We start from the raw sequence: 17681 nt of genomic DNA, 5'->3' as shown, positions 1-17681 counted from the left end.
CGCCGCCTCAGTTGCGCAGCAAGGGCAGCAGCTGGTCGCCCTGCCGCCTGATCTCGGGCAGATAGGGCGTGTCCGACAGGACGAAATGGCGGATGCCGAGATCGCGATATTTGCGCAGCGAGCGCGCGACATCCTCGGCCGAGCCGACCAGCCAGGTGGTGCCGGCCCCACCGCCGCCGAACTTGCCGGGCGTGGTATAGAGGTTGTCGTCGAGCACCTCGCCCTGCGCGTGCAGGTCGAGTAGGCGCTTCTGTCCCACGGCCGTCGCGCGCTGATGGTCGTTCCAGCCTGCGCCCTTGCCCTTGGCCATCTCGGCGACCTTGGCTTCGGCTTCAGCCCAGGCCTGCTCGGCGGTGTCGCGGATGAAGGTCGTGATCCGAAGCCCGAATTCCAGCGGCGGCAGGTCGCGGTCGAGATCGCGGCTCAGCGCCTTCAGCCGCTCGATCCGCTCGCGAACGCCTTCGAGCGGCTCGCCCCAGAAGAGCTGGACGTCGGCCTCGGTCGCCGCCACCCGCTCCGCCGCCTCCGAGGCACCGCCGAAATAGAGTTTTGGATGCCGACGCTCACCGCGGACCTGGCTTCGCGGCACGACGGTCGATCCATCGACGCGGAAATGCTCGCCGGTGAAGTCGACATTCTCCTGCGTCCAGAGCTTGCGGGTCAGCCGCATGAACTCCCTGGTGCGACCATAGCGGTGAGCCTGGTCGCCCTCGCTGTCGCCATAGGCGGCGAGGTTGTCCTTGCCGGAGACGATGTTGATGCGCACGCGTCCGCCGGTCAGATGGTCGAGCGTGGCGGCGGCCGAGGCGAAGTTCGCCGGCCGCCAATAGCCCGGACGGATCGCGATCAGCGGCTCGAAGGTCGTGGTGCGGGCCGCGAGCGCGGCAGCGACCGTGAAGGTGTCGGGCCGGCCCCAGCCGGTGCCGATCAGCGCGCCCTTCCAGCCGTGCTCCTCCAGCGCCTTGGCGTGACTGGTCAGGGTCTCGAGGCTGTTATGGCCCTCGGCGGCGGAATCGCCGCGATGGCCGGGCTCGACGACATTCGGGATGTACCAGAGGTAGTCGGATTCAAGGCTCATGTCGTCGTTTCGCGATCAGGCAGGCGTAAGCAGGTTTCCGGCCTGCCGAGCGCAGGCATCACGGGGCGCTCCTCAGAGTGCGCTCCCCTCCACCACCACGTCAATGAAACGTTCTTTCAAAAGAACGCTTCAGATGAGATGACAATCTCCTCATCCTCACCAGAGGAGATTGTCATCCTCAAATTCCGAGAGACAATTTGTGCTCATAGGACCGCTGACCGACACGGCCGTTGTGCGCCGCGACCGGCAATGCGAGCGCCCCCTTGCCCAGATCGTTCGCTATTAAAAACAAGACAGCACAAGTCTGGTCGCGGTCAGCGAGCCGCCTGCAGCTTGATATGTCGCGCGAGCTTGGTGCATTGCTCGCGAATGTCGGGGATGGCGACGGTTTCCCAGAATGCTGCCCGCGTCAGCGGCCCGATTGCGAACAGGCGGCGGGAGGCCAGGCCCGACGTATTGAGGAGAGCGCACTCGGCCGAAACGTCAACACCGATCCGCAGGGCATCGACTCGAGCCAGCCCCTGCGCGAGCAGCGACTTCAGGACGGGATTGGCCGATTGACCGGGATCAGCCGTGATTCCCCGGCAATCGACGATGCTGCCGACCTGCAATGTCTCGAGCGTCGGCCGGCTACGGGGGCGATAGGAAACCTCCAGGCCGTGCTCGCCAGCTTCGTGCAAGGCGATCTTGCCCGACAGGATCTTCAGTTGCCCGCTGGCAGTCGCCTCTTCCAGCCGCTTCGCCGCCTGAGGGGCCATCCGGTGACGGTGAACATCCCAATGCGCTCGTGCGTGCTCCAGCAGGCGCCCTTTGGCCCGGACCGAGAGCTTCCACCAGATTTCCTGACTGAAGGGCCGAATGCCGTCGACGACGCTGCGCCAGTCGCCACCCTGCCTCGCATGCTCTGCCAGGGCTTGGCGGAACCAGCGCAGGAGGGCCATCGCACTGCCCCCGAAGGGAACGTCCTCCTTGCCAGGCCGAAGCACCGGGGCATCCTGATGAACCCGCGGCAGCAAGCCACGGCGCGACAGCGCATAGATCGGCCTCGAATAGCCCTTCTGCAGCAAGGTCAGCACATAGTCGACCATCGACAGGCCGGTGCCGAGAATGAGGATGGGCAGCGGCGAATGCGCCAGTGCGGTGGCTTCCGCCCCCCAGGGGCTCAGATACCGACCGGCCTGCTGCCAGTCATAGGCCTCGTTGCCGGTTGCAAGGACGGCAACTTGACCGAGATGCGTCGTGCCGTCGGCAAGGGTGACCGCGATTCCGTTCGGCCTCTCCTCGATGGCGCAGCATTCGCCACGGACGATGTGCAGCCGCTTCTGCCCTTCCGAGCCCGGAATTGCCCGCTCGACGAGATGGGAAACATAGTCTCCGTATAGGTGGCGCGGTGCGAAGCAGTAGGGGTCGGGACAGGGCTCGAACCTGTCGACGCTGCCTGCGCTCAGCCAGCGCCAGAAATGCAAGGGATCGTCCGGAAAGGCACTCATATTCGCCGCCCGGACGTTCAGCAGGTGCTCCGGGCGATCTGTCGAGAAGGCGAGCCCCGGCCCCACTTTTTCGCGGCGCTCGATCAGCGTCACCACGCAATCATCCGGCTGATCGCGCAGCAGATGGCAAGCCATCAGCACGCCGCTGGCGCCCCCGCCAATGATGATGACCCGCGTTCCAGGCAGGCCGGTCATCGGCACGCCGCCGATTCATGTGGAGCAGTCTGGCGGACTCGGCCCGACAGGTGCAGATTCTGTCGCACGCCGTCTCCGTGAATGTTGGGTGTGCCAGCACCTGTGGCTGCTCAGAGGCAGCGGGACACTGATGGAATGACTTGCTCAGTCATTGAAGCCGATGATCGGACGGCCTCAAGCCGCTTCCAGGCCAATTCTGAAACAGACCCGACCGGTCGCGCAAGTCCCCTGTCAGCGCCGGTCCGAACTCCACAAGGCCCAGATTGGGCGAAAGGCGCAATACACTGCCACGATCCGCGCCCTTGGCAGCACAAATCGTAGCCGGCATTACGCCGTTACCGCCGTTTGTTATCCTTCATTCCCACTCGATCGTGCCGGGGGGCTTGCTGGTCACGTCGTAGACCACCCGGTTGATGCCCTTGACCTCGTTGATGATGCGGGTCGCGGTGCGGCCGAGGAAGGCCATGTCGTAGGGGTAGAAATCCGCTGTCATGCCATCGACCGAGGTCACGGCCCGCAGCGCACAGACATGGTCGTAGGTCCGGTAGTCGCCCATCACACCGACGGTGCGCACCGGCAGCAGCACGGCAAAAGCCTGCCAGATCACGTCGTAGAGCCCGGCCTTGCGGATCTCCTCGAGATAGATCGCATCCGCCTTGCGCAGGATGTCGAGCTTCTCCTTGGTGATCTCGCCGGGGCAGCGGATGGCGAGGCCCGGCCCCGGGAAGGGATGGCGGCCGACGAAAGCTTCGGGCAAACCGAGCTCGCGGCCGAGCACCCTCACCTCGTCCTTGAACAGCTCGCGCAGCGGCTCGACGAGCTTCATCTTCATGCGCTCGGGCAGGCCGCCGACATTGTGGTGGCTCTTGATCGTCACCGAGGGGCCGCCGCTGAACGAGACGCTCTCGATCACGTCGGGATAGAGCGTGCCCTGGGCGAGGAAATCGGCACCGCCGAGCTTGGCCGCCTCGGCGTCGAAGACATCGATGAAGAGCCGGCCAATGGTCTTGCGCTTGGCCTCCGGATCGGCGCCGCATTTGGCGAGCTCGGAGAGGAAAAGCTCTTCGGCCTCAACATGAACCAGCGGGATGTTGTAGTGGTCGCGGAACAGGCGCACGACCTCCTCCGCCTCGTTCATCCGCATCAGGCCGTGATCGACGAAGACACAGGTGAGCTGATCCCCGATCGCCTCATGGATCAGCACGGCCGCGACCGCCGAATCGACACCGCCGGAGAGCCCGCAGATCACCCGGCCCTTGCCGACCTGGTCGCGGATCTTCTTCTGCATCTCGGCGCGATAGGCCGACATGCTCCAGTCGGGCTTGCAGCCGCAGATATCGACGACGAAGTTGCGCAGCAGCTTGCCGCCATCGGGCGTGTGCACCACCTCGGGGTGGAACATGGTCGAGTAGAAGCGCCTCTCCTCGTCGCTCGCCACCGCGTAGGGCGCGTTCTCCGAGGTCGCCTTGACGGAAAAGCCCGCCGGCAGCTGGGTGACGCGGTCGCCATGGCTCATCCAGACCGGATAGCGCCCGCCCTGCTCCCAGACGCCTTCGAACAAGGCCGACGGCGTGACGATCTCGACATCGGCGCGGCCGAACTCTGCAGCATGGCCGCCTTCGACCGTGCCGCCGAGCTGATGCGCCATGGTCTGCTGGCCATAGCAGATGCCGAGCAGCGGCAAGCCGGAAGAGAACACCTCCTGCGGCGCGCGCGGCGAGCCTTCATCGGGCACCGAGGCCGGGCCGCCGGAGAAGATCACGCCCTTGGGCTTGAGCCGCTGGAAGGCCTCGGAGGCCGACTGGAACGGCGCGATCTCGCAATAAACCCCGATCTCACGGACCCGGCGCGCGATCAGCTGCGTGACCTGGCTGCCGAAGTCGATGATCAGGATGGAGTCGTGGGGCACGGGGTTCTGGGGCTGGGCGCTCATCGCGCCCGGTTACGCCATCGCGCGCGAGCGCGCAACGGCGCTGAGAGCGGATCAGACCGGCACCGCGAGAAGTCTCAGGACGAGACCCGGTCTAGGAAGATCAGCCGCAGGGGTTCAGCCAACACGTCTCCGGCCTTGGCTGCGAAGGCCTGGAAATGCGGCGTCGCCTTGTGGACTTCGAGCGCGGCCGGGCTGGTGAACGCCTCGCGCATGTAGAAGGTACCAGGCTCGCCCTGCAGCTCGAACAGCACATAGTCGAGGCAGCCCGGCTCGGCGCGCGTCGGCTCTATCAGCGCCAGCAGGCTCTGGCGCAAGGCTTCCCGCCGGTCGGGCTTCGCTTTCAGGACTGCGATGGAAACCAGGGTCTCGTCGATGGTCTGCGTCATGGTCGGCACCTTTTCCGATGAGGATGCCGAGGAGATGTCGGCGCGGCCGAGCTCTCGCAAGACGCACAAATCGCGCCCTTAGGGACAAGGCTGATACCAGCCGCGGGCTGCCGAGACGATCAGGCCGGCGCCGAAAGGCAGCTCAGATAGAACCCATCCGTCCCGGTGCGGCGCGGCGAGAGCTGCAGGCCAAAACGCGTGGCGAAGCGGCTGAGCAGGCCGAAATCGACCTCGCCGGTATCGAGCAGGGACCGCGTCGCCACCGGCCCGAAGCCGGCATGCCGTGCCAGGAAGGTTTCGACCGCGCCGTCGTTCTCCTCAGGCAACATCGAGCAGGTGATGTAGGCGATCCGCCCACCCGGCTTCACCAGGCTGGCGGCACGGTCGAGCACCTGCGCCTGTTCCTTGACGCGCTCCGCCAGTGCGCCGGTGCGCACCCGCCATTTCGCATCGGGATTACGCCGCCAGGTGCCGGAGCCAGTGCAAGGCGCATCGACCAGCACCAGGTCGATCGTGCCGGCGAGATCGGCGAGCGCATCATGGCCGCGGCTCTTGGGCACGCGCACCTCGACATTGGCGGCGCCCGAGCGGGTGAGCCGATCGTGCAGCGGCGCCAGCCGACGGCTGTCGAGATCGGTGGCGAAGATGCGTCCCTTGCCGTCGAGGACCGCGGCCAGGGCCAGTGTCTTGCCGCCGGCGCCGGCGCAGAGATCGACGACGGTCATGCCCGGCTGCGCGCCGGCGAGCAGGGTGACGAGCTGAGAGCCTTCGTCCTGGATCTCGAACTCGCCGTTAAAGAAGCCCGGCTCGCTCTGCAGCGACGGGCCACGGCCATCGGGTCCGGGCAGGAAGCGCAAGGCATCGGGCGACCAGGCGCCCGGCTCAGGCTGAAGATGGGCCAGCGCCGCACGCAGCTTGTCGCGGTCGGTCTTCAGGCGGTTGGTGCGGATATCGGCCGGCGCCCGGCCCGCCAGGGCCTGTCCTTCCGCGACCGCATCGTCGCCGAAACCGGCCATGAAGGACGGCCAGAGCCAGTCGGGGACATCGGCGCGCGCCCAGCCCGGCGCGGCGTTGAGGTCATAGGCGGCGAGCCCGGCGACTTCGAACTCGGTCAGCGGCGCCGGCGCGTGATTCTGCCCGTTGAAGAGCTCCGAAATCTCCTCGACGCCCATGCCGCGCTGGCTCACCAGCATGCCCAGCACCAGCGCCCGTGGCGTCTCCTCACCAAGCGCGTGCGCCGAGGAGGCACGGCGGCGGAGCGCGTCATAGACCAGAGAGGCGATGGCGGCGCGGTCCTTGGAGCCGGCAAAGCGGCGCGACAATCCCCAGTCCTTCAGTGCATCGGCCGCCGGGCGCCGACGCTCGATCAGGTCCGTGAGGACCTCGATGGCGGCGCTAAGGCGGGCGGCTGGGGTCATGTCCGGCAGTTCCTGTCTCGATCACGCGGGCCGGCGCGAACTGGAACGATTCCGAAGCGCGACAGGACCCTTGACGCCCTCGTCCCACAGGGCGCAAGACGATACAACTCCTTCCGCAACGCCAACCGCCTGGGGATTTCCGAAATGACCGCCTTCTCCCGCCTCGCGCTCGCCGGCCTGTTCTGCCTGTCGCTCGCGGCCTGCGCGACCCAGCCGGTCGACACCACGCCGCCGCCGTCCAAGCGCCTCGACGCCAAGACCACGCTGGAAGGCCGCCGCTGAGCCTCCCGCTCCGGTCGCTCGTCGCCAATGGCAAGCGAGTGGCTGGAGCCTTTAAAGCGCACCTTCGCGGTACCGGCAGGGACGATCTTCCGGCACTGCGAAGAGGCAAACGGGCCTTCACCGGCCTGTCATATCGACCGAGCAGTTTCGCGACCTTTCACAGGACACGAGGATCGGACGAAATGAAGCCCCTGTTCCAGCCGGCGACGATGCTGGCGACCTTTGCCCTCGTGCTGGCCGCGCCGGCCCTGGCGCAGAGCCCCGCCCCCACCCTCGACGGCAAGCCGGCCCTGATCGCCGGCCATCGTGGCGCCAGCGGCTATCTCCCTGAGCACACGCTCGAAGGTTACAAGCTCGCGATCGAGCAGGGTGCCGACTTCATCGAGCCGGATCTGGTCGCCACCAAGGACGGCCATCTCGTGGTCCGCCACGAGCCGATCATGTCGGGTACCACCGATGTCGCGACCCGGCCGGAATTCGCCGCGCGCAAGACGACCCGCAAGGTCGACGGCGTCGACACCAACGACTGGTTCGCCTCCGATTTCACGCTCGCAGAGCTCAAGACGCTGCGGGCCAAGCAGGCCTTCGCCGACCGCGACCAGTCGCATAATGGCAAATACGAGATCCCGACGCTGCAGCAGGTCATCGATCTCGCCAAGACCGAGAGCGCCCGCACCGGCCGCACAATCGGCATCTATCCCGAGATCAAGCACTCGACCTATCACTCGGCCCTGGGTCTTGCGATCGAGGACAAGCTGCTCGATCAGCTGAAAGCCGCCGGCTGGACCGAGAAGACCTCGCCGGTGATCATCCAGAGCTTCGAGACCGCCAACCTCAAATATCTGCGCGGCAAGACACAGCTGCGCCTGATCCAGCTCGTCGACGCCGACGATGTCGACAAGGATGGCGGCATCGTGCTCGCCGCCCCGTTCGACAAGCCCTATGACTTCGTCGTCACCGGCGACAAGCGGACCTTCAAGGATCTCGTCACCGCCGAGGGCCTGAAGGAGGTCAAGACCTATGCCGATGGCGTCGGCCCCTGGAAGCCCTATCTGATGCCGGCCAAGCAGGTGTTCGGCGACGATGGCAAGCCGCGCGACCTCAATGGCGACGGCACGATCGACGAGCGTGACCGCGTGCTGCTGCCGCCGACCGACGTTGTGAAGAACGCCCACGCCGTCGGCCTGTTCGTCCACACCTGGACCTTCCGCAGCGAGCCCAAGCGCCTCGCTTCCGATTTCAAGGGCGATCCGCAGGCCGAATACAAGGCCTATCTGGCGCTCGGCATCGACGGGCTGTTTTCGGATTTCCCGGACCAGGCCGTGAAGGCGCGCAACGCCAAGTAACCGCCCGACGAAACAAGACCGCCGCACCGACTGGGTGCGGCGGCCTCGTAGACACGACTAGACTGAACTCAACTTACGCTTAGTCGCAGACACGGACCGTGCGACGGATTTCCCCGCGCGGGGTCTCGCGAATCCGCGTCTCGGTGCGGCAGTCGCGCTCGGCGCGATAGGCGCGGCGGCGCTCCCAGCGATCACGCTCGCGCCAGCGATCCTCGCGATCCATCGCGCGTTGGTGCGGCGTGCGTGTGTCGATCCTGACGCCGCCCGGCCCGAGATCCACGGACTGTGCGAAGGCGCCGCTACCGGCGAGCAGCAGGCCCGCGGCAAGGGTCGAAGCAAGCAGTTTCATCGGCTTTTCCTCCATTGTTGGGGAAAGCAACGATGCGGGCCGGCAAAGGTTCCCTGCCGGCAACGCCTCCAAGATCATGTCACCAACGCAAACGGCGCCCGCAAGGGCGCCGTCGCGGAAGGAAGCGGATAGTCCCGCTCAGTGCAGGATCTGGGAGAGGAAGAGCTTTGTGCGCTCGTGCTGCGGGTTCTTGAAGAACTCGTTGGGCTCGTTCATCTCGACGATCTGGCCGGCGTCCATGAAGATGACGCGGTCGGCGACCTGGCGGGCAAAACCCATCTCGTGGGTGACGCAGAGCATAGTCATGCCCTCGTCGGCGAGCGAGACCATGGTGTCGAGCACCTCCTTGACCATTTCCGGATCGAGCGCCGAGGTCGGCTCGTCGAACAGCATGATCTTCGGGCTCATGCACAGCGAGCGGGCGATGGCGACGCGCTGCTGCTGGCCGCCCGAGAGCTGGCCGGGATACTTCGCCGCCTGTTCGGGGATCTTGACGCGCTTGAGATAGTGCATCGCGATCTCCTCGGCGTCCTTCTTGGGCATCTTGCGAACCCAGATCGGCGCCAGCGTCAGGTTCTCCAGGATCGTCAGATGCGGGAACAGGTTGAAGTGCTGGAAGACCATGCCGACATCGCGGCGGATCTCGTCGATCTTCTTGAGGTCGTTGGTGAGCTCGGTGCCGTCGACGATGATCTGGCCCTTCTGGTGCTCCTCGAGCCGGTTGATGCAGCGGATCATCGTCGACTTGCCCGAGCCCGACGGACCGCAGATCACGAGCTTCTCGCCGCGCGACACCTTCAGATTGATGTCGCGCAGCACATGGAACTCGCCATACCACTTGTTGACCGCGATCATCTCGACCGCCGTCGCCGTGTTCAGCGCCGTCTGCTTCAGGGCCGCCGGGCGCGTGCTGGTGGTTTCTGCCATAGCCATGTTCTTGTTCCCCTCAACGCTTCTGGCCGGCGGCAAGCCGCTTCTCGACCGCAATCGAGTAGCGCGACATACCCCAGCAACACAGGAAATAGAAAACCGCGGCGAAAGCATAGCCCGTCGCGCGGGTGGTCGGCGTCGCCCAGGTCGGATCGACCAGCGTCGCCTCGATGGTGCGCAGGAAGTCGAAGATGCCGACGATGGTGACCAGCGTCGTATCCTTGAACAACCCGATGAAGGTGTTGACGATGCCCGGGATCACGATGCGCAGCGCCTGCGGCAGGATGATCAGCCGCATCATGCTCCAATAGCCGAGGCCGAGCGACATCGCGCCCTCGTACTGGCCCTTGGGCATCGCCTGCAGACCGCCGCGCACCACCTCCGCCATGTAGGCGGCGGCGAAGAGCGCAACGCCGACCAGCGGCCGCAGCAGCCGGTCCGGGGAATATTCCTGCGGCACGAACAGCGGCAGCATGGTGTTGGCCATGAACAGCACGGTGATCAGCGGCACGCCGCGGACGAACTCGATGAAGATCACCGAGAGCAGCTGGATGATCGGCAGCCTGGAGCGTCGCCCCAGCGCCAGGACCACGCCGAGCGGCAGCGAGAAGACGATGCCGACCGCCGCGATCAGGAAGGTGACGGTCATGCCGCCCCAGAGCCCGGTATCGACCCGCGGCAGGCCGACACTGCTCGCCAGCAGGCTGAGGAAGACGAAGATGGCGAGCGCGAACAGCACGAGCTGCTTCGGTCCGAAGAAGCGCTTCCAGACCGGCAATTGCTCGACCACCCCAAGCGCCGCCTCGCCGATATAGAAGCGGACGAGCTGCGGCACGAAGGACAGGATGACGTAGAGCGCCGCAAGCGCCAGGGTCAGCGTCATGCAGATGCCGAGGAAGCGCTCGGCGCCGGGGCCGCCGAGCAGCAGCACATAGGCCGAGATCGGCAGCAGCACGAAGAAGAAGAAGATGCCGAGCTTCTTCTTCGGCGCGTTCGTCCAGAGCAGCCAGGCCACGCCGAGCGCGAACAGCACGAAGACGATGTTGACCCGCCAGCGCTGGCTGATCGGGTAGGAGCCGTAGATGAAGTACTGGAAGCGGTCGGCGATATAGGCCCAGCAGGCTCCGACCGGCCGTCCGACCTTATCTGCGAGGCAGGCGTCGCGGCTGGTACCGGTCCAGACCGCATCGAGGAAGTAGAAGCGGATCATCTCCGGCACCGTCGTCACGACGATGTACAGGCTGAGCAAGGTCAGCGCGATGTTGAGCGGACTGGAAAGCAGGTGCTGCCTGACCCAGGCAAGCGGCCCGGCGACGGAGAGCGGCGCCGGCTGCTGTTCCAGCGTCTCCTTGCGGACGAAGGCGTAGGGAGCCATTTCGGTGGTTGCGTCGGTCATCGGGGCGCCCTCACCGTTCCACCAGCGCCATGCGCTTGTTGTAGATGTTCATGAACAGGGACGTCACCAGCGAGATGGTCAGATAGACCGCCATGGTGATGGCGACGACCTCGACCGCCTGGCCGGTCTGGTTCAGCACCGTGCCGGTGAAGACCTGGACGAGATCGGGATAGCCGATCGCGACCGCCAGCGAGGAATTCTTGGTCAGGTTGAGATAGTTCGAGGTCAGCGGCGGGATGATCACCCGCATCGCCTGCGGGATGACGACCAGCTTCAGCGTCGGCCCGGCGCGCAGGCCGAGCGCATTGGCAGCCTCGGTCTGGCCCTTGGAAACGGCCAGGATGCCAGCGCGCACCACCTCGGCGATGAAGCCGGCGGTGTAGGTCGTCAGGCCGATCAGCAGCGCGACGAATTCCGGGAAGATCTGGATGCCGCCGCGCAGGTTGAAGCCGGCGAGTTCCGGATAGACGAAGGTGATCGGCCGGCCGGTGGCGAAATAGACCAGCGTCGGCAGGACCACGATCAGGCCGAAGCCGACCCAGCCGATCGGATACTGCTTGCCGGTCGCAGCCTGCTGCTTGCGGGCCCAGGAGCGGAAGACGAAGGTCGCGACGAGGCCGATCAGGAAAGCCCAGATGATCAGGTTGCCGCCGGGGCCGAATTGCGGATCGGGAACGTAGAGGCCGCGGTTGTTGAGCAGGGCGCCCGCCGGCAGCTCGATCGACTGGCGCGGATTGGGCAGCGGCTTCAGCACCGCATTGTACCAGAAGAACAGCTGCAGCAGCAGCGGCACGTTGCGGATGACCTCGACATAGATCATCGCGATCTTCGAGACGATCCAGTTGCTCGACAGCCGGGCGACGCCGACGAAGAAGCCGAGGAAGGTCGAGAGCACGATGCCGATCGAGGCGACGAGCAGCGTGTTCAGGAGGCCAACCCAGAAGGCGCGGCCATAGGTGCCACTCGAGGCGTCGTAGGGGATCAGCTTCTGGTTGATGTCGAAGCCCGAGGCGTTGTGCCAGAAGCCAAAGCCGGAGGCGATCTTCTGGGCCCGCAGGTTCTCGATCGCGTTCGAGGCGGCGGACCAGATCAGGAAGCCTACCGCGGCGAGCAGCAGGAACTGATAGACATAGCCCCGGATTTTCGGGTCGTAGAACAGCGAGGCTTTGCCTGGCCTGACCTCTGCGGAAGTAGTCGACACGTCTGACGCCCTTCTCAAATGTTGGCGACCGAGGGTCCGGCAGCGATCCGCGAGGACCACTGCCGGCCGGTATTGTTATCCGGTTCGCCGGAACAAGACAGCTTCAATGAGCGATGCGCGGCTTGGGCTGCGCACCGGTGGTTCTCAGCGAATCGGCGGCGCGTATTGCAGCCCGCCCTTGCTCCAGAGCGCGTTCTGGCCCCGCGCGATCTTGAGCAGCGAGCCCGCGCCGACATTGCGCTCGAAGCTCTCGCCGTAATTCCCGACGTGCTTGACGATCCGATAGGCCCAATCATTGGTCAGGCCCATCGGCTCGCCGAACTTGCCTTCGGTCCCGATGAAACGCTTGATTTCCGGGTTGTCGGATTTGAGCATTTCGTCGGCATTCGCCTTGGTGATGCCCAGCTCCTCGGCATTGACCATGGCGAAGAGCGACCATTTGACGATATCGAGCCAGACATCGTCGCCATGGCGCACAACCGGGCCGAGCGGTTCCTTCGAGATGATCTCCGGCAACACCATATGGTCGTCCGGATTCGAGAGCGTCAGGCGCTCGGCATAAAGGCCCGAGGCGTCGGTGGTGAAGGCGTCGCAGCGACCAGCCTCATAGGCCTTGACCGTCTCCTGGTTGGAGGCGAAGGCGACGACCTCGTACTTGATCTTGTTGCTGCGGAAATAGTCCGCGAGGTTGAGTTCGGTCGTGGTGCCCTGCTGGGTGCAGATCGAGGCGCCGGCAAGCTTCAGCACGGAATCGACGCCGAGCTTCTTGCGAACCATGAAGCCCTGGCCGTCATAGTAGTTGACGCCGGCGAAGTTCAGGCCGAGCGAGGTGTCGCGCGAGATCGTCCAGGTCGTGGTGCGCGACAGCAGATCGACCTCACCCGACTGCAGCGAGGTGAAGCGGTCCTTGGCCGAGAGCGGGATGAACTTGACCTTGGTCGGATCGTTGAAGATGGCCGAAGCGACGGCGCGGCAGACGTCCACGTCCATGCCGCTCCAATTGCCCTGCTGATCAGGAATGCCGAAACCGGCGAGACCGGTGCCGGAGCCGCAGAGCAGGATGCCGCGATTCTTGACCTGCGCCAGAGTAGCCGACTGGGCGAGTGCTCCGCTCGCGCATATGGCTGCGGAGGCGGCGATGAGCGCCGCGCCAATGATCTGTTTCATTGTTGTTCTGTCCCCTGTTTGGCGGAACGGGTTTTCCCGCTCTCGATTAGCTAGCAAGCCCCAGGCCAGCCCCTGCCGACCTCATCCTCCTCTTTCACTCCCTGACGAAAACCGAGTTGATCCCCAAAAAACTCACCGGATCGGCGGCGCGTATTGCAGTCCCCCTTTGGTCCACAAGGCGTTCTGACCACGCGACATCCGCAGCACAGAGCGGCTGCCGACGGTACGCTCGAAGCTCTCGCCGTAATTGCCGACATGCTTGACGATCCGGTAGGCCCAGTCATTGGTCAAGCCGAGGCCTTCGCCGAACTTGCCGTCGACACCGAGCAGGCGCCGGATCTCGGGGTTGGCCGACCTCAGCATCTGATCGACATTGGCCTTGGTCACGCCGAGCTCCTCGGCGTTGAGCATGGCGAAATGGACCCAGCGCACCAGCTTGAACCATTGCGAGTCGTTGTCACGCGTCAAAGGACCGAGCGGCTCCTTCGAAATGATCTCGACGAGGACCATGTGGTCGTCCGGCACGGTCAGCTTGAGGCGCTCGGAATAGAGCGACGAAGCATCCGTGGTGAAGGCGTCGCAGCGGCCGGCATCATAGGCCTTCAGCGTCTCAGGGCCGGTGTCGAAGGAGACGATGGTGTGCCGCAGGTTGTTGGTCTTGAAGTAGTCGACGACATTGAGTTCGGTCGTCGTGCCCCGCTGCACGCAGATCGACGCGCCGGCCAGCTGCATCGCCGACATGACGCCGAGCTTGCGGCGCACCATCAGGCCCTGGCCGTCATAATAGTTCACATTGGTGAAGAGCAGACCGGGCGGGGTGTCGTTCGTGATGGTCCAGGTCGAGTTGCGGACGAGCACGTCGATCTCGCCGGCCAAGAGCACCTTGAAGCGGTCATTGGCCGAGAGCGGAACGAACTTCACCTTGCCGGGATCGTTGAAGATCGTCGCGGCGATGGCGCGGCAATACTCGACATCGAGGCCGCTCCAATTGCCCTGCGCATCAGGCGCGCCGAAGCCGATCAGGCCGTTGTTGGAGCCACAGTTCAGGACGCCACGGCTCTTGATCTGAGCGAGGGTCTGCTGCGCCTGCGCATTCGCGGCGCCGAACACTGCCGCGACGGCGAGCAATGCCGCGCTGATGATCCTGATCATGCACGTCCCCTGTCCGGCGGAACGGGTTCGGCCCGTTCTCTGTCGGTGGCGTCTACTAGACCATGCCGGCCCGGAAACCCCACCGTTTCCAGTCGTCTAGAGAGAATCGGGGCGGGGGGGGGGAGCGCCCCCCCCCCCAAATCCATATCGCACCCGCGCGGCGTATTGCAGGCCGCCCTTGGTCCACAGCGCGTTCTGGCCGCGGGCGATCTTCAGCAGCGAGCCCTGACCGACGTTCTTCTCGAAGCTCTCGCCGTAATTGCCGACGTGCTTGACGATCCGGTAGGCCCAATCCGCCGTCAGGCCGACGCTCTCGCCGAACTTGCCCTCGGTGCCGAGCAGGCGCTTGATCTCGGGATTGCTCGACTTCAGCATCTCGTCGACATTCGCCTTGGTCACGCCGAGCTCCTCGGCGTTCAGCATGGCGTTATGGACCCACTTCACCAGGCCGAACCACTGCGCATCGTTGTTGCGGGTCGCCGGTCCGAGCGGCTCCTTCGAGATGATCTCGGGCAGGACCATGTGGTCGTCCGGAGCGGTCAGCTTCAGGCGCTCGGCATAAAGTCCCGAGGCGTCGGTGGTGAAGGCGTCGCAGCGACCGGAATCGTAGGCCTTGACGGTCTCGTCCGAGGTCGCGAAGGCGACGACTTCGTATTTCAGGTTGTTGGCCCGGAAGAAGTCGGCGAGGTTGAGCTCGGTCGTGGTGCCCTGCTGGGTGCAGACCGAGGCGCCGTTGAGCTGCAGCGCCGAGTTCACGCCGAGCTTCTTGCGGATCATGAAGCCCTGGCCGTCATAGTAGTTCACGCCGGTGAACTGCAGGCCGAGCGCGGTGTCGCGCGACATCGTCCAGGTCGAGTTGCGCACGAGCACGTCAACCTCGCCCGACTGCAGGGCCGTGAAGCGGTCCTTGGCCGAGAGCGGGATGAACTTCACCTTGGTCGGGTCGTTGAAGATCGTCGCCGCGATGGCGCGACAGAAATCGACGTCGAGACCGGTCCAGTTGCCCTGCGCATCCGGCACGCCGAAGCCGGCGAGGCCGGTGTTGGAACCGCAATTGAGCGTGCCGCGGCTCTTCACCTGAGCAAGGGTCTGCGGCGCCTGCGCTTGCGCACTCGCCGCCGCCAGCGCGAAGCCGAACCCGGCGACCGCGGCTGCCATGAATTTCTTCATTTTGATCTCTCCCATGAATGGCCCCGCCGGCGCCTGCCGGCCGGAACGTGCCGATCCCCCCGCATCGTCGCGACTTTTCATCCCGTTCGATGCCTAAACATTAGTCGAAGTGCGGCGCGCGCCGATTGCCAGAGCCGTGCATGAGCGTCAAGCAAAGGCGCCCCGTGCCCCCATCTCTTTTCACTGCGAGCATCACATGCGACTTTCCGGAGGTGGTCAAGTGCGACCACAACCCGCCCTGCCCCAATCCAGCTCGCGTTGATCCCCCGGCCCATGAAAAAGCTGTCCAAGCCTGAGTTCGCGCGGCTGCGCGAGAAGACCCGCCTCGCCCTCGCCGGCCGCGACCCATCCGACAGCTATGGCTTCGTCAACCCGCCGATCGTGCGCGGCTCGACGGTGGTCTATCCGAACACCGAGGATTTCCTCGTCCGCAAAGCGCGCTACAGCTACGGCACCTCGGGCAGCCCGACGATCGACGCGCTGCTCGCCGCCGCCGACACGATGGAGGGCGGCGCCGGCGTGCTCGCCTGCTCGTCCGGCCTGCTCGCCTGCACCTTGCCTACCCTCGCCTTCCTGAGGGCCGGCGACCACTTCCTCGTGACCGACAGCGTCTATCACCCGATGCGCAATTTCTGCGAGCGGATGCTGCCGCGCTACGGTGTCGAGGTCACCTATTACGACCCGCTCATCGGCGAGGGCATCGCCGAGCTGTTCAAGCCGAACACCCGGGCGGTCTGGACGGAGTCGCCAGGTTCCCAGACCCTGGAGGTCCAGGACATCCCGGCGATCGTCGCCGCGGCCCATGCCCGCGACATCATGGTGATGATGGACAACACCTGGGCGACGCCGCTTTTCTTCGACGCGCACAAATTCGGCGTCGACGTCTCGGTCCAGGCCGGGACGAAATACTACGCGGGGCATTCCGACGTGCTGATCGGCACGGTATCGGCCCGCACGCCGGAGCACTATGCCCAGCTCAAGCTGACCTGGGAGGCGCTCGGCGTCATCATCGCCGCCGAGGATGCCTATCTGACCTTGCGCGGAATCCGGACCCTCGCCGTCAGGCTGAAGGAGCTGCAGCCTGCTGGCCTGGAGATGGCGAACTGGCTGGCGGCGCGGCCCGAGGTCGCCCGCGTAATCCACCCGGCGCTGCCCAATGATCCCGGTCACGCCATCTGGAAGCGCGACTTCACCGGTGCCTGCTCACTGTTCTCGATCGAGCTCGAACCGGTCTCGATGAAGGCCGTCGCGGCCATGCTCGATGGCCTCGCGCTGTTCGGCATGGGCGCGTCCTGGGGCGGTTATGAGAGCCTGGTGCTGCCCTTCGACTGCAAGCGCTATCGCACCGCGACCACGCCCGGCTTCAAGGGCCCGACGATCCGCTTCCATATCGGCCTCGAGGACCTCGATGATCTGAAGGAGGATCTCGACGCCGGCTTCGCGCGGCTGCGGGCAGCGAGCTGAGCGCCACCCTGATGCCGGAAGGGCCGATCGTCTTCGCCTATCTCGACGAGCCGCCCTTCTGCTGGCCGGCGGCCAATGGCACCGCACAGGGCTGCGACGTCGAGCTGGTGACGGCGGCCTTGCGGATGCTCGGCATCGCGGAGTTCGAGCAGCAGCTGACCACTTTCGCCGAGTTGCTGCCGGGACTCGCCAGCGGACGCTGGACAGTGACCACACCGCTCTTCGTCACGGCAGAGCGCCGGCAGCTGGTGGACTTCAGCCGCTCCGTCTGGGCACTTGCCGACGGGTTACTGGTCCGGTCAGCCGATCAGGGACGGCTGACCGGTTATCGCGCCGTCGCGGCGGCTGGTGCCTGCCTCGTCGTCGTCGGTGGGCAGGTTCAGGAGCAAGCCGGGCTCGCTGCCGGCATCGCGCCGGAGCGGACGATCCGCGTCGCGACACAGGAAGAGGCCGTGGCAGCGGTCAGGACCGGGCAGGCCGACGCCTATGCCAGCGTCGCCATGGCCCATCGCGGCTATCTCGCCCGCCAGCCCGATGCGGCATTGGCCGTCGTCAGCGTGCCCGCCAGCGAGAGCGCTCCGGCCGCCGGAGCCTTCGCCTTCGGCAAGCAGCACGCCGCGCTGCGGACACGCTTCGACGCAGCGCTCGAAAGCCTCATCGGAAGCGGCTGGCATCGCGCGATGATGGCGCGCCACGGCTTCGCCGCAGGTGAAGACTGACGTCT

16 protein-coding genes are annotated in these 17681 nt (G+C 65.5%); 4 read left to right on the top strand and 12 right to left on the bottom strand.

The genetic code is table 11. The features are described from left to right. Positions 1–7: 7 nt before the first annotated feature. The 5 genes from ACWIGM_RS17250 to ACWIGM_RS17230 form a co-directional block, all read right to left on the bottom strand. Positions 8–1078: an LLM class flavin-dependent oxidoreductase gene (locus ACWIGM_RS17250; protein ID WP_454027188.1), complete on the bottom strand. Its 1071-nt coding sequence runs from the start codon at positions 1076–1078 to the stop codon at positions 8–10. Positions 1079–1392: 314 nt separating this feature from the next. Then, entirely contained in the window at positions 1393–2763 is a 1371-nt protein-coding gene (locus tag ACWIGM_RS17245; RefSeq protein WP_454027187.1) for an FAD/NAD(P)-binding protein, read from the bottom strand. 355 nt (positions 2764–3118) lie between these two features. Further along, the gene (gene guaA, locus ACWIGM_RS17240) at positions 3119–4696 is read right to left on the bottom strand and encodes a glutamine-hydrolyzing GMP synthase (RefSeq protein ID WP_454027186.1); all 1578 of its coding nucleotides are present in this window, start codon (positions 4694–4696) and stop codon (positions 3119–3121) included. Between the two features lie 74 nt (positions 4697–4770). Then, positions 4771–5082 (bottom strand): putative quinol monooxygenase, encoded by a 312-nt coding sequence (locus tag ACWIGM_RS17235; protein WP_454027185.1) that lies wholly within the window; start codon positions 5080–5082, stop codon positions 4771–4773. A gap of 119 nt (positions 5083–5201) precedes the next feature. After that, positions 5202–6500, bottom strand: a complete 1299-nt coding sequence (locus tag ACWIGM_RS17230; protein ID WP_454027184.1) for an RsmB/NOP family class I SAM-dependent RNA methyltransferase — start codon at positions 6498–6500, stop codon at positions 5202–5204. Between the two features lie 144 nt (positions 6501–6644). On the opposite strand from ACWIGM_RS17230, the gene ACWIGM_RS17225 reads away from it, so the two are divergent. Next, a complete protein-coding gene (locus tag ACWIGM_RS17225) occupies positions 6645–6782 on the top strand; it encodes a hypothetical protein (RefSeq protein ID WP_164470447.1) in 138 nt (45 codons plus the stop codon). Between the two features lie 182 nt (positions 6783–6964). Then, on the top strand, positions 6965–8128 hold the full coding sequence (locus tag ACWIGM_RS17220) for a glycerophosphodiester phosphodiesterase (protein WP_454027183.1): 1164 nt from the start codon (positions 6965–6967) through the stop codon (positions 8126–8128). A gap of 79 nt (positions 8129–8207) precedes the next feature. On the opposite strand, the gene ACWIGM_RS17215 is transcribed toward ACWIGM_RS17220, so the two are convergent. The 7 genes from ACWIGM_RS17215 to ACWIGM_RS17185 all read right to left on the bottom strand — a co-directional run bounded on the left by ACWIGM_RS17215 (position 8208) and on the right by ACWIGM_RS17185 (position 15493). Then, positions 8208–8477, bottom strand: coding sequence for a hypothetical protein (locus ACWIGM_RS17215; RefSeq protein ID WP_454027182.1), 270 nt, complete (start codon positions 8475–8477; stop codon positions 8208–8210). A 138-nt stretch (positions 8478–8615) separates the two neighbouring features. Continuing rightward, on the bottom strand, positions 8616–9332 hold the full coding sequence (locus ACWIGM_RS17210) for an amino acid ABC transporter ATP-binding protein (protein WP_110492498.1): 717 nt from the start codon (positions 9330–9332) through the stop codon (positions 8616–8618). Positions 9333–9423: 91 nt separating this feature from the next. Further along, the gene (locus ACWIGM_RS17205) at positions 9424–10803 is read right to left on the bottom strand and encodes an amino acid ABC transporter permease (RefSeq protein WP_454027181.1); all 1380 of its coding nucleotides are present in this window, start codon (positions 10801–10803) and stop codon (positions 9424–9426) included. Between the two features lie 10 nt (positions 10804–10813). Further along, a complete protein-coding gene (locus tag ACWIGM_RS17200) occupies positions 10814–12004 on the bottom strand; it encodes an amino acid ABC transporter permease (RefSeq protein ID WP_454027180.1) in 1191 nt (396 codons plus the stop codon). A gap of 144 nt (positions 12005–12148) precedes the next feature. After that, positions 12149–13171 carry an amino acid ABC transporter substrate-binding protein gene (locus ACWIGM_RS17195; protein WP_454027179.1) on the bottom strand — a complete coding sequence of 341 codons (1023 nt, stop codon included), beginning with the start codon at positions 13169–13171 and terminating at the stop codon, positions 12149–12151. 132 nt (positions 13172–13303) lie between these two features. After that, positions 13304–14323, bottom strand: coding sequence for an amino acid ABC transporter substrate-binding protein (locus tag ACWIGM_RS17190; protein WP_454027178.1), 1020 nt, complete (start codon positions 14321–14323; stop codon positions 13304–13306). A gap of 96 nt (positions 14324–14419) precedes the next feature. Further along, a complete protein-coding gene (locus ACWIGM_RS17185) occupies positions 14420–15493 on the bottom strand; it encodes an amino acid ABC transporter substrate-binding protein (RefSeq protein WP_454027177.1) in 1074 nt (357 codons plus the stop codon). A 273-nt stretch (positions 15494–15766) separates the two neighbouring features. On the opposite strand from ACWIGM_RS17185, the gene metC reads away from it, so the two are divergent. Next, entirely contained in the window at positions 15767–16957 is a 1191-nt protein-coding gene (gene metC / locus ACWIGM_RS17180) for a cystathionine beta-lyase (protein ID WP_454027176.1), read from the top strand. Between the two features lie 11 nt (positions 16958–16968). Continuing rightward, positions 16969–17676 (top strand): transporter substrate-binding domain-containing protein, encoded by a 708-nt coding sequence (locus ACWIGM_RS17175; RefSeq protein WP_454027175.1) that lies wholly within the window; start codon positions 16969–16971, stop codon positions 17674–17676. The last annotated feature ends 5 nt before the right edge of the window (positions 17677–17681 follow it).

The sequence above is a fragment of the Allobosea sp. NPDC055332 genome, assembly GCF_053645455.1.
The sequence above is the reverse complement of the archived record's forward strand: the minus strand, read 5'-3'. Positions and strand labels throughout refer to the sequence as shown.